The organism is Candidatus Binatia bacterium (assembly GCA_036504975.1).
In the GTDB taxonomy this organism is placed as follows: domain Bacteria; phylum Desulfobacterota; class Binatia; order UBA9968; family UBA9968; genus JAJPJQ01.
In genome coordinates, this window is record DASXUF010000111.1 from 39234 (window position 1) to 51938 (window position 12705).

Below are 12705 nucleotides of genomic sequence, written 5' to 3' on the forward strand. Positions count from 1 at the left end.
GGAAATGAGACGATGAGTCTGCTCGAAATTCGCGGTCTGAAGAAATATTTTCCCGTCGGCGGCGGGCTGTTCTCGCGGCGCAAGGGAGAAGTCCGGGCCGTGGACGGAGTCGATCTCAAGGTCGAAGCCGGCGAGACGCTCGGGCTGGTCGGCGAGTCCGGCTGCGGCAAATCGACGCTCGGCCGCGCCATTCTGAGGTTGATCGAGCCAAGCGATGGCGAAGTCGTTTTCGAGGGAAAAAATCTCTCGAAGCTTTCGCCGCGCGAGCTGCGCGACATGCGGCGCGAGATGCAGATCATCTTCCAGGACCCCTACGCTTCGCTGAACCCGCGCATGCGCGTGGGCGACATCGTCGGCGAAGGTCTGGAGATCCACAAGCTTGCCGCGGGCAGGAAAAAGCGCGACCGGGTGATGGAATTGCTCAGGCAGGTCGGCCTCAGAGAAGAGCACTACGGTCGCTATCCGCACGAGTTCAGCGGCGGCCAGCGGCAGCGAATCGGCATCGCCCGCGCGCTGGCCGTCAATCCCAGGTTCATCGTCGCCGACGAGCCGGTCTCCTCGCTCGACGTCTCCATTCAAGCGCAGATCATCAATCTGCTGCAGGAGCTGCAGGAGAAAATGCATCTCACCTATTTTTTTATCTCCCACGATCTCAGAGTGGTCGAGCACATCAGCCACCGCGTGGCGATCATGTATCTGGGAAAAATCGTGGAGATCGCGCCGAGCGATAAGATCTATCAAGAAGCCAAGCATCCTTACACCCGGGCGCTGCTCTCGGCGGTGCCGATGCCCGATCCCGAACGCAAGAAGGAGAGGATAGTTCTTCAAGGCGACGTGCCGAGCCCGGTCAATCCGCCCGCCGGCTGCAGCTTTCACCCGCGCTGCCCCTATCGCGTCGATGTTTGCGACAAAATTGAGCCCGCTCTCGAGTTCGCCGACGGCCACGGCGCCTCCTGCCACGTCTTCGGTCCGGGGAAGAGGGTCTAGCACCACAGGTTGACAAAGTAGCCACCGGAGCGTACATATCGGGGCCGAAGGAGTTAACCTATGATTAAAATATCGGTAAAAGAAGTCGCCCGGCTCGCTGCCATTCTCGGTTTGATCTTGGCGACTCCCCTGCTGCTCCCGGAAGCTCTGCGGGCCCAGAGCGCGCACGAAGGCAAATTTTCTGCGGCGGCCAACGGCAGGGCTCGTATTTATACCAATGCCACGACCGCCACCCAGAAAGTTTTGGTTACTGTCTGTGTGACGACTGCCGGCCCTCAAACGGCCGACGTTACCGCCCGTGACGCTGCTGGCGCTTTGGTGGATTCATTGGCCGGCGTGAGATTCGGTCAGTGCAGGTCGGTAACGGCGGAATTAGCATCCGATAACCACATTGCGGTAGGAGCCTCGGTGGCCGTCGCAGGCAACTATACTCTCAGCATATTACCTTAAACTCTCCATACCCAGGCGCGCCGTATCCCCGCCCATTTCATGGGTTGATTTATCCGAGAAGGATGTTAGATTACGGTTAGTCTACTTGAGATCTCCCCATTCTGAGGAGAAAGAAATTTTGCGGGCCTCTCGTGAACTTCTTTGCGAGGGGTCTTTATTTTTATTTAGGAGCGGCTATGGCGACTCAGGACTTGCGCGTGCCGATGACGCACAAAGGGTATCAATACCTGATGGACGAGTTGAAGCGCCTGAAGAGCGTCGAGCGGCCGAGACTTGTCCAGGAGATTGAAGAGGCCCGCGGTCACGGCGATCTGTCCGAAAACGCCGAATTTCACGCCGCCAAGGACAGGCAATCTCTCCTCGACGTGCAAATCCGCGAGATCGAAGACAAGCTCGCCCGCGCGCAGGTCATCGAAGTCTCCAAGCTGTCCGGCGACAAGGTCGTGTTCGGCGCCACGGTCTCGCTCGCCGACGCCGACACGGGCGATAAGGTGGTCTACCAGATCGTCGGTGATCACGAAGCGGAACCGAAGAACGGCAAGATCTCGATCAGCTCCCCCGTGGCGCGCGCTCTCATCGGCAAATCCGAGGGCGACGAAGTCCAGGTTCGTACCCCGACCGGCATCCGCACTTTCGAAATTCTCAGCCTCGAGTTTATCGAATAGCAGGTTGCGAGACACCCGCGCCGTCGGTCGCAATCGTTGCCCTCGATCGCCTCGCCGATGAAAGTTTTTTAAGCCACCTGCAAGCATTATTTTCAGCGCAACTATTCTGCTGCTTCGGTTGGACCCCTGCCTATGATGGTGTGATGATGATGTGATAAGCTCCCATCCTAGGTTCGTAGGGGACCATGCCCTTCTCGCTCACAAAGACTGCGCTTTTATTCTGCCTGTCCGCGGCTCTGATCGTTTTGCTACTACCGTCCCTTCATGCCGACGAAATAACGCTCAACGTCCAGGTCGGCTTCCACGGTCTATTCCAGTTGGGCCGTCCTTTTCCAATACGCATCGAGATCGCCAATCAAGGTCCGCCCGTCGAAGGGACCGTGGAGGCGGTCGTTTGGAAGGGCGGCGCCGTCAAGGGCAGCGCCGCGTTTCCGGTCTATCACCGTAGACGGCTGTTTCTCGGCGCGGACGCGCGCAAGACGGCGGCTTTCACGATCGACCCCGGCTCGATCAGCCGTCCCCTCGTGGTCAGTTTTCGCGGCGCGCGCTCGACCGTCACCCAAGAGATCGATCTCAGACGTTACTTTGCGCCTTCTCCGCTGGTTCTTCTTTTGACGGAAAGCAACTTCTCTTCCGCCCTGCCTTTGGCTTCCGGCGCGACCCGTCCGCTGGTCGCCGTGTCGTTGGAGGAGCTGCCGTCCGACGCGCGGGCCTATGGCGGCGTCGCTGCGGTAGTCTTCTATGAGCCGTCTTTGCGCGAGCTTTCCGCCGCGCAGAGCCTGGCGCTCGAGGCCTGGCTCGCTGCGGGCGGGAAAATCGTCTTGCTGGGAAGCATCCATTACGCGCTCTACCAGGAGCCTGCGCTCGGCCGTTTTTTGCCGGTGCGCGTCTCCGGGCTCAAAAGTTTCAGCTCGATTCCGGGCGTGCAGAAGGCATACGGAGAGTCGTCGCCTTTATTGCAAAATGTCGCGGCGCTGGATTCCAGGCTGATCGAAGGAAGAAGCGTCATCGAAGAGCGCGGCACTCCGGTGCTGGTGGAGGCGATCAGAGGCAAAGGCAAAATTCTCTATCTCGCTCTGGACGTCGGCCGCCCGCCGCTCTCTCGCTGGCAAGGACTGCCCCTGCTGTTCCGGGATCTTCTGGCGCCGTCCGGCGAAAACAAGCTTTCGCAGGCTTTGTGGGACGAAGCGGTATTTTCCCAGCTCTTGCTGAATCCCGCTCTGACCGCGAGCTACGTGCCCATTCGCGCTTTTTTCGTCTGGACGGTTTTTTATCTCACTGCGCTCGGCGTCCTGACCTGGCTCTGGCAGAGCCGGCGGTTGGGTTGGCGGGCGCTCGGAGTTTCGTTTCTATCGGTCGTAACCTTCGCCTCCTGCGGCGGTTATTTATGGTTTATTCGCGGCGGCAATATTCCGGACGGCGTTCTGGTGGCTTCGACTCTCTTGGAATCGCTCCCCGAAGGATACGCCGAGGCCAGCTCCAACGTGGCCCTGTTCTCGACCTTGAGGCGCGATTACGATCTCGTGTTCGAGAGCGGGCTGACCGAGTTCGAGCCGCTGGCGCGCCGTTTCACGGGCGCCGAAGACAACAGTCTCATCGTCGAAGAGGAAGGCGCCCGGCCGCGCTTTCGCACGCCCTTGAAGCAATGGGAGTATCGGCTGTTCCGGGTGCGGTCGGTGAGGCGCTTTCCCGTCAGTGTCGAGCTCGAGACGCAGCCCGACAAACGCCTTTTAAAAGTCGCCAACCGGAGCGCGCAAAATCTGACGGAGTGTTGGATGATCATGCCGGACCGGCTCGTAGCTCTGGGGGACATTCCGTCCGGCGCCGACCAGGTCCGGGAGTTTCCTTTGAGCGGGCCGGCGGCGGGCGCGGCGGACGGTTATTCGGCGCGCTCGGACCTGCGCGAAATCCGCTTCAAGGACCCGATCCGCGACGCGCTGGCGCGCCATTCGTTTTTTCCCGAGGAGCAGAAGCGTTTGAGCGGCGCGGCGTTATTTATGGGCTGGGTGAACGGCGGTCCGCACGGCGCGTCCGTCGAGGGCGGGCGCGTCCTGGCGCGTGAGTTCACGTTTTTTCGCGTGCTTTTTCCTCTGGGCGAGGAGGAAGAATGACCCCTTCGACTGAACTCACCCATCGACGGGCTCAGGGTGACCCTGAGTTTATGGTTCGGCAGGCTCACCACGGTGAGGGAAATCGAACCGTCGAATGGGTCAGGGTCATGGTCCTTCGAGTGCCTCAGGACGCTGAGGAAAATCAAAGCGTGAGGAAGATCGAACCATGAGGCCCGGTCCGATCTTCCGCGAATCGCTCGAGATCCATTTCGTCGAGGGGCACGGCTTCGCGGCCTATTTCTATCTGATGATCTTGCTTACGCCCGTGGTGTTCCTGACGCTGTTTCTGCCCTCGCTGGAGGCCCAGGTCTGGATCGGACCGGCGCAGGTGTTCAAGGTTTCAGCGGTGGCCGCCATGATTTTGATCGTCTACTTCAGCTTGAAAGTGGCCAACCAGGAGTTTGCGCCGTGGCGGTTTATTTCGCTCAAGCGCCGGCTGGTCGATGAAAACCTGAGCCCGGTGGATATCGCCGGCGCCCATCTCGCGCTTTTGACCTTGCAGATTTTACTTCTGGCGCTGCTCGCCGCGCCGCTAATCGTTTGGGCGGGCGCGATCGCGCGCGTCCCGGCGACCGCTATTCTTTCGGTGTTTGCGCTGATTTTCTTTTACGCGCTCGCGTACGGCATCTGGGCTCTGGCGGCGCTCTCGTTATGGGAGCGCAAGCTCGAGACCCGGCAGGTTTTTGTCCGCGCGTTTTTCATCGCCACGATGTTCGTTTCCGCGGCGCTTTATCTGCCGCTGAATCCGATCGCCTTTCTGCTCTCCTTTCTGGAAGAAAAAGAGCTGGCGCGCTTGAGCTTGTTGGGGATTCGCTGGCCGGCAGGCGCGGTCCACTTCGTCTTTCATGGGCTGCTGCTCGGGATGGGTTTATGGATCTACCGCCGCGCGCTGATCGAGAGGATCGAGTCGTGAGCGACGAGGCTCTGCTGCTCCAAGAAAAATTTGCCGAGCTGCTTCGCTGGGAGCGGGCCAAGCTTCGGGAGACGATCCTCCTCCGAGCCGTTGGTATCTCGCTTCTGGTCTCGCTGGCCCTGTTGCCGGCGCGGGGGCTGCTGCCGGATTCGTTCACTTCGATCTACTTACCGGTCGTTCTTTTTTTGCTCCTCGCGCCCGCCTATTTTTTGCTCCGGCCGTGGGGACCCAGAGAGTCTCGCCTGGCTCTTTTTAACTTGGACCGAACCCTTCGCCTGGAGGAGCGGGCGATTACGGCGGCGGAGATTCTAACGCGCGACATGCCCAGCGCCGTCGAACGGTATGTGCTCAGGGAAGCCGGGACGAGGTTAAAGGATCTGGATGTCAAAGCGGCGTTCAAGCGCCGGTGGTCCTGGCAGGCGCTGGCGGCTGCGCCTCTGCTGCTCGTCTGGCTCGCGCTCGTGTGGCTCGACGTCGGCAGCGTCGATTTTCGCCCAACCGGTTCCCGGCCCGCTTCGCTGGCCGAAAAACTCAAAGAGTTTTCCGGGGAGCTCAGGCGCAAAGCCGAAAGCCAAGAGCTGGCGGAAAGTCTCAGGATCGCCCGGGCTTTAAAGGAAATGGCGGAGGAGCGTCTCAAGGGCCAGGGCAGCGATCAAAAGCTGGGGGAGAATCTGGCCGCGATCAAGCAGCAGCTTGGACGAAAGGTTCAAGAAGGCGAGGGCGGCGCAAGACTCGGCGACTACCATCGCGACGCGCTTGCGAGTCTCAAGGCCGAGTTGGATGTGATGAAGGGACAGCTTGGTCGCGGCTCGACGATCAAGGAAAGCGAGCTGTTCGAGCGGCTGTCGGCGCTGCCGCGCTTGAGCGAAGCGATGGAGCAGGGCCGGGCGCCGGGGGGCAAGGCCGGCGGCGAGGGGTTAAAAAGTTTTCTCGACCAGCTCGAACGGGATGTCACCGGCGAGATGGACCGCCGCTCGCTCGCCGATGTGGAGAATTTTCTCGCTCTGCTGCTCCAGGGCAATCAGGCGGGCGAGCTTCCCACGGAATCGATTTCTGCCGGCGGCCGCGAGGGGGAAAGCCGTTCGCCGGAATCGGAGAAGGCCGGAGGTAGAGGAGAGCTTGCCGGCAATCAGCCCGGTTCACCGGCCGGGAGCGCTGAGAGCCCGCAGCCGGGCGCGAACGCCATAAGCCGCCTTCAGGGAATTCTCCGCGAAGGCAAGAGCAGCGGCTTCACCTTGCGGGGAGAAGCGAAAGCCGGCCCGAGCAAAATTCCCGAGGAGGAAATCGCCGCCTCGTACCGCCGTCAGGTCGAAGAGGATCTCGCGTCGGAGAAAATTCCCCACGAGATGAAAGAAACGGTGAAAAAATATTTTCTCTCGCTCGGAATGGAGAAGAAGTAAGAATTGGGGAATAGCATCAGAGGAGAACTTATGGAGGCGTTGACTGAAGTACGCGACCGGATGGCGAGCGCGCGGCGCTCTTTCGCAGATGTAAAGTCGGAGCTGGGCCGGGTGATCGTAGGCCATCACGATCTCATCGGGCAGGTTTTCATCGCGCTGGTTTGCGGCGGTCACTGCCTGCTTGAAGGCGTGCCCGGATTGGGCAAGACGTTGGTGGTGCGGAGCCTCGCCGCCGTGCTCAATCTCTCGTTCTCGCGCGTCCAGTTCACGCCCGACCTCATGCCCGCCGACATCACCGGCACGCAGATGCTCACGGAAGATCCTTCGGGAAAAAAGCTGTTCGGTTTCCAGCACGGACCGATCTTCGCCCATATCGTTCTGGCCGACGAGATCAACCGCGCGACGCCGAAGACACAATCGGCGCTGCTCGAGGCGATGCAGGAGCAAAGCGTCACGATCGCGGGCAAGGCCCATCGTCTGGAGAGTCCGTTCATGGTTCTGGCGACGCAGAACCCGATCGAGATGGAAGGGACCTATCCTCTGCCCGAGGCGCAGATCGACAGATTTTTTTTCAAGCTGCTGCTCGAGTACCCGAGCCGTGCGGAGCTGGGGCGGATCGCCGATCTTACCACCAGCCCGCCACCCGCCGCACTCAACCGCGTGCTGGACGCGGAGACGATCCTCAAAATCCGCGCCTGGGTGCGCGAGGTGCCGATCGCGGAAGCGGTCAAGGACTACGCCGCGCGGCTGATTCTCGCGACGCATCCGAAAAAAAACGGCGCCGCGCCGGCCGCCGAAAAATATGTGCTCTACGGCTCGAGCCCGAGGGGGCTCCAAAGTTTGATATTGGCCGCCAAGGCGCGCGCGCTCCTCGACGAGCGTCCCAACGTCTCGTTCGCGGACATCCGCGCGGTCGCGCCGCAAAGCCTGCGCCACCGCGTCATTCTCAATCTCGAAGGCGAGGCGGAAGGCGTCACGTCCGAGAAAATAGTAGAGGAAGTGGTTGCCCAGGTGGCGGAGATGGCGGATTAAACGCATGACGGAAGAAGCGGGGCTTTTTTTACAGCCCGATTTTCTTAAAAAATTGGAGCGCCTTCGGCTGATCGCCAAGCGGCTCTCCTGGACGGCGGCGAAAGGGGAGCACCGCTCGGTCCGCAGGGGATACAGTCTGGAATTTTCCGACTATCGAAAATACCAGAGCGGCGACGACCTCCGCTACGTCGATTGGAACGTCTATCGCCGGCTGGAGCGTCTGTGGCTCAAGCTCTTTACCGCCGAGGAGGAGATGAACATTTATCTCCTGATCGATGCGAGCCGTTCGATGGCGGAGGGAAATCCGCCGAAGATCGAACACGCCAAGCGGATCGCCGCGGCGCTCGGCTACATCGGCCTCAAGAATCTCGACAAGGTCGGCGGCGCGAGCTTCGCTGAAGACCTGAACGCGCCGCTCACTCTCGGCCGGGGCAAGAAGCAGATCCTGTCGCTGTTCAACTTCCTGACCGCGGTATCGTGCGACGGCGAAACCGATCTTAAAGCCGCGATGGAATCGTTCGCCGCTCTTTTCACCAGGCCGGGCCTGGCGGTGGTGTTGAGCGATCTTTTCGATCCGCGCGGCTGGCGCGCGGGGCTGGAAGAATTACTCAAGCAGAAACACCAGCTCCTCGTGATCCATATCATGGACGACGGAGAATTCGATCCGGCGGCGCGCGGCGATCTCTCGCTCGCGGACGTGGAGAGCGGGCGCGAGAGAAGGCTCTTTCTCGACCCCGACCTGCTCCGGCGCTTTCAAGAGGAGCTCACCGCCTACTGCGGCGAGATCGAGTCGTTCTGCCGCAGCCGCCGGATGGACTACCTCCGGACGAGGACTTCGGTTCCGTTCGAGGACTTCGTCCTGCTCACGTTGCGCGAGGCGCAAGGGGTCAAATAGACATGAGTTGGGGATCACCGCTAGCTCTCCTCCTTTTATTGGGCGCCATCCCCGCGATTCTCATCCTACACAGTCTCCGTCCCAAAGGGCTCCAGGTGAGAACCACAACGCTGTTTCTCTGGGAGCGCGTGCTGAAAGAGCGGCAGATGGGGCAATGGCTCGGCCGCTTGCTGAGAAAAAATCTTCTCTTGATCCTCCAGCTTCTCGCCGCCATTGCGCTGATCGCGGCGCTGGCCGATCCGTCGCTCATCCGCCTTGGCGGACCGGCGGGCGACCTCGTCATCGTGCTCGATTTGAGCGCCAGCATGAAAGCCAAGGGCCGGGGCGGAAGCCGCTTCGACGACGCGCGCGCGGAGCTCCTGAGGCTCGTCGATGCGCTGCGGTCGCAGCAGAAAATGATGGTTATCGGCGCGGGCCCGAGGCCGGAGATCCTCGCGCCGTGGAGCGGCGAGAGCCGGACGCTTCGAGATCTGGCGCGCGCCGTCAGGCCCACCGACGCGCCGGCGCCCGTTAAAGAGGCGGTTCTGTTCGCGCATTCGTTCATCAAGCGCGGCGGCCGCGATCGGATCATCGTCATCAGCGACGGCGCTTTCGACGGCGCCGAAGAGCTTCCCTGGGACGCCTCGCGTCTCCAGCTCGTCAGCGTCGGCGCCGGCGGGGAAAATATCGGCATCGTCGGCTTCGAGCTGCGCCGGCTACCGGATAAGGCGGATCGATATCAGGCGATGGTCGCGGTCAAAAACTTCACCTCCCGGCCGGCGCGCGTGCCGGTGGCGCTGGCGCAGGCGGAAAAATCCTGGGCTCAGGAGACGGTCGAGATCGGCGCCGGCGAAAGCCGCGTGCTCGTCTATTCTTACGGGGGAGCCTTGCCGGAGCGGCTCGAGGCGCGCTTGGGCGTCGCCGACGATTTTCCGACCGACGACCGAGCCTACCTCACGCTCAGAAGCTCTGCGCCCGTACGGGTTCTCTACGCGGGAAAAGGCAACCCATACCTGGAGCACCTGTTTCATTCTCTACCTCACCTCCAGGTCACACGGGTGGATCGTCTGACTCAGGAAGAGCTTTCGGCGCGGCGTTCGCTCTACGATGCGATCGTGCTCGACGGCGTCGCGCCGCCCGTGCTCGACGAAGGCAACTTCATCCTGATCAATACCTCTGCCAAACCATTTGCCGCCCGCGGCAAGATTTCCCGGCCGCGCGTTCTTCCGTCGGCGGCGCGCCATCCGCTCGGCGCAGGGCTCAGCTTCGATGACCTCTATATCCGCGAAGCGCTGCAAATGGTCCCGCCGAGCGGCGCGGCAATCCTGGCGCAATCGAGAGAAGCGCCGCTCGTCTTCGCCTTCGAGCGGGGAAAACTCAGGGTTCTCGTTCTCGGCTTCGATCTTTTGGCTTCGGACCTTCCCTGGCGCGTCGCCTTTCCGGTTCTCTTCGGCAACGCGTTCGAATGGTTCCGGCCGCGCGGCGCGGAATTTCCCGGCGCGCAAGTCCAGGCCGGCAAGCCCTATCCGATTCCGCTCGCGCCGGCGGACGACCGGGTGGAGGTGAAAAGCCCGTCGGGCGCGCGCGAGGTCTTGAGAGCCACGGCTCGTCCGTTTCCGTTTACGAACACGGCCGCGGCGGGATTTTACAGTTACAGCAGTCAGAGCGGGGCGGGTGAGTTCGCAGTCAATCTTCTAAGCGAGAGCGAGTCGCAAATCCGCTCCCGCGTGGCGGCAAATCCTGCCAGGAGCGCCAGCCGCGCGGAAAGCGCCGAGAGAACAGAGGCGGGATTTCCGCTTTGGCCGCTCCTGCTTGCCACGGTTTTCGCCTTGTTGCTCGTCGAGGGTTATTTGGTATTCCGGCGCGGCGCGGCGCTCTATCCTCTGGCGCTCCGGACGGTGGCGGCGGGCGCGCTACTCCTCGCCTGGTGGAATCCAAAAATCTTCCAGCCGGCGGCGGCGCTCGACGTCGTGCTGGCCGTGGACGCCTCGCGCAGCGTGGGCCGGGAAGGAACGTCAAAGGCGTTGGAAATTCTCGCGGCGGCCCGGCGCTTGAAAGTCATGGATACGCGCGCCGGGCTGCTCTTTTTCGGACAACGCCCGTCGTGGGAATTTTTCCCCCGCGCCGATTTTCCCCTGGCCGATTTTTCCCCCGTGGTCGGGCGCGAGGAGACCGACATCGAAACCGCGCTGCAAGCGCCGGTCGCCCAGATCGGCGAAGGTCGGCAGGGGAAGATTCTGCTGATCTCCGACGGCCGTGAGACCCGCGGCCAGGCTTTCCGCGCGCTGCCCTTTCTCCGCTCGCGCGGCGTCTCCGTCTCGGTCCTGCCCGTGAGTCTCGCGCGCGGCAAGAACGAAATCTATCTGACCGATCTCAAGCTGCCGCAGCAGGTGGACGGCGGCGCAAGCTTCGAGGTGAAGGGCGCGATCGAAACGCTCGGCGACGCCAAGGCGCGCGTGAAGCTCGCCCGCGACGGCGTCATCCTGAGAGATGAGACGCTGTCTCTCAACCCCGGCACGAACTGGGTCGGCTTCAAGGACAGTCTCGCCGAGCCGGGGAGCCATACGTACGAGCTTTGGGTCGAGTCGGCGGCGGACACGCTCTCCGAAAACAACCGCCTGCAGGGGATCGTCGAGGTCAAAGGGCCGCCGCGGGTGCTCTACCTTTATTCGTCCGCGGAAAGCCGGCGCGCGCCCGCGCGCGTGCTCCAAACCCAGGGCTATTCGGTGTTCGAGTCGTCGCCCGAAGAAAGCCGCCTCTCGCTTCCCGAGCTCGCGTCGTTCGATCTCCTGGTGCTCGACAACGTTCCGGCGTTTCGCCTGACGCAAGCGAAGATGGAAGCGATCGAGAGGTACGTGAAGGACCTGGGCGGCGGCTTGATCGTTCTCGGCGGCGCGCAAAGCTACGGCGCGGGCGGCTACTACAGGACGCCGCTCGAGCGCATCCTCCCGGTCGAGATGCGGCCGCCGGCGCGCCTGGAAATGCCGCACATCGCGCTGCTCTTCGTCCTCGACAAGTCGGGCAGCATGGCGGCGGGCCCGGAGGGCGCGACCAAGCTCGAGCTGGCGAAGGCCGCCGCGCTGGCCGCCGCGGATCTCTTAAATCCCAACGACCAGATGGGAATTCTCACCTTCGACGCCAAATGGGAATGGCTGCTGCCGTTCCGCATGGTCGGCAAGGGCGAATGGATTTCCGATCGGCTCGCGGCGATCCAGTCGGACGGCGGCACCGACATGTACGCGGCGATGGTCGAAGCGGAGCGCTCGCTCGCGGCCAAGCAGGCGGCGATCAAGCACGTGCTCGTCCTCTCGGACGGCCTCACGGACAAGGCGGACTTTCAGTCGCTGGTCGCGAAAATGGCCGGCCAGGGAGTGACCGTCTCCACGGTCGCCGTGGGACAGGACGCCGATTACGGCCTGATGGCCGACATCGCGCGCGGCGGCAAAGGCAGGGTCTATGCGGCGATCGACCCGCAGACGGTGCCGCAGATTTTTACCACCGAAACGCTTCTCATCGCGCGCGACCTGCTGGTCGAAAAGCCGGTGCGGCCGAAAATCGTCGCAGCGACGGGGCCGCTCAAAGGCTTCGCGCAGGCAAGCCTGCCGCCGCTTTTCGGTTACGTTCTGACGCATCCCAAGCCGCAGGCGGAACTGCTGATGCGGGTTGATGAAGACCCGCTGTTGATCTCGTGGCGCTACGGCCTCGGCAAAGTCGCCGCCTTCACGTCGGATTTGACCGGGCGCTGGGGCAGGGAATGGATCGCGTGGCGTGACTTTCCCCAATGGGCCGGACAGCTCGCGCGCAGCGCGCGGCGCACGCTCGCGGAGGCCAATGTACGGGCGGAATTTCACCAGGAAGGGGATGAGATCAAAGCCGTCGTCGATTTTCTTACCAAAGGAGGCGACTTCGTCAACCAGCTCAAGCTATCGGGGAATCTCGTAGCTACGGCGCAGACGGCCGCCGCCGCGCCGTTCCGCCAGATCGCGCCGGGCAGATACGAAGGTCGCCTCACTGCAGCGGAGCGCGGCGCCTATCTGCTGGCGCTCCAGGAAGAGAAGAAAGACGAAGCGCCGGCGACGGTCGCGACGATTCCTTTTATCGTTCCCTATCCGCGCGAGTACCGCGAGTTGAAAGCGGACACGGCGCTGCTCAGCCGCCTGGCCGAAGAGAGCGGCGGCGAGATGCTGCCGCCGGACCAGTGGGAGCCGGCGCTCAAGCGTCTTTTCACGCCCGATCCGGGCAAGGCCGTCGCCGCGCGCGAGACCTGGCAGCC

At 62.4% G+C, this 12705-nt stretch carries 9 protein-coding genes; all 9 read left to right on the plus strand.

Annotated elements, in window-relative coordinates:
* The first annotated feature begins 12 nt into the window (after positions 1-12).
* Entirely contained in the window at positions 13-987 is a 975-nt protein-coding gene (locus VGL70_15170) for a dipeptide ABC transporter ATP-binding protein (protein ID HEY3304863.1), read from the plus strand.
* Positions 988-1047: 60 nt separating this feature from the next.
* A complete protein-coding gene (locus VGL70_15175; protein HEY3304864.1) occupies positions 1048-1437 on the plus strand; it encodes a hypothetical protein in 390 nt (129 codons plus the stop codon).
* A gap of 176 nt (positions 1438-1613) precedes the next feature.
* A complete protein-coding gene (gene greA, locus VGL70_15180) occupies positions 1614-2102 on the plus strand; it encodes a transcription elongation factor GreA (protein HEY3304865.1) in 489 nt (162 codons plus the stop codon).
* 185 nt (positions 2103-2287) lie between these two features.
* Positions 2288-4213: a hypothetical protein gene (locus VGL70_15185; GenBank protein HEY3304866.1), complete on the plus strand. Its 1926-nt coding sequence runs from the start codon at positions 2288-2290 to the stop codon at positions 4211-4213.
* 166 nt (positions 4214-4379) lie between these two features.
* Positions 4380-5126, plus strand: a complete 747-nt coding sequence (locus tag VGL70_15190) for a hypothetical protein (GenBank protein ID HEY3304867.1) — start codon at positions 4380-4382, stop codon at positions 5124-5126.
* Positions 5084-6526 (plus strand): hypothetical protein, encoded by a 1443-nt coding sequence (locus VGL70_15195; GenBank protein HEY3304868.1) that lies wholly within the window; start codon positions 5084-5086, stop codon positions 6524-6526. The genes VGL70_15190 and VGL70_15195 overlap by 43 nt, the downstream gene beginning before the upstream one ends.
* Before the next feature lie 30 nt (positions 6527-6556).
* Positions 6557-7558, plus strand: a complete 1002-nt coding sequence (locus VGL70_15200; protein ID HEY3304869.1) for a MoxR family ATPase — start codon at positions 6557-6559, stop codon at positions 7556-7558.
* 4 nt (positions 7559-7562) lie between these two features.
* Positions 7563-8453, plus strand: coding sequence for a DUF58 domain-containing protein (locus tag VGL70_15205; GenBank protein ID HEY3304870.1), 891 nt, complete (start codon positions 7563-7565; stop codon positions 8451-8453).
* Between the two features lie 2 nt (positions 8454-8455).
* Positions 8456-12705, plus strand: a 4250-nt coding sequence (locus VGL70_15210) for a VWA domain-containing protein (protein ID HEY3304871.1), incomplete at its 3' end; no start/stop codon positions are given.